The 319-nt window shown below is 66.8% G+C and carries 1 protein-coding gene; it reads right to left on the bottom strand.

Annotated elements, in window-relative coordinates; genetic code table 11:
* Nucleotides 1-319, bottom strand: a 319-nt coding sequence (locus ASE31_RS31945) for a methyl-accepting chemotaxis protein (RefSeq protein ID WP_235514786.1), incomplete at both ends; no start/stop codon positions are given.

The following is a 319-nucleotide window of genomic DNA, read 5'->3' as shown; positions in this document are numbered from 1 at the left end:
TGCGCTTTGCTCGCTGCTGGCGGCGCTGATCTCGCCCATGATGTCCGTGACGCGCCGGATGGCGGCCACCACTTCGGTCATGGTGGCTCCGGCCTTGTCCACCAGTTGCGTACCTTGCTCCACGCGCTCCACGCTGGCGGTGATCAGGCTCTTGATTTCCTTGGCCGCTTCGGCGCTGCGCCCGGCCAGGCTGCGCACTTCGCTGGCCACCACGGCAAAGCCCCGGCCTTGTTCGCCCGCCCGGGCGGCTTCCACCGCTGCATTGAGCGCCAGGATGTTGGTCTGGAAGGCGATGCCGTCGATGACGCTGATGATGTCT

Source organism: Acidovorax sp. Root217 (assembly GCF_001428645.1).
GTDB lineage: Bacteria > Pseudomonadota > Gammaproteobacteria > Burkholderiales > Burkholderiaceae_C > Acidovorax.
The sequence above is the reverse complement of the archived record's forward strand: the minus strand, read 5'-3'. Positions and strand labels throughout refer to the sequence as shown.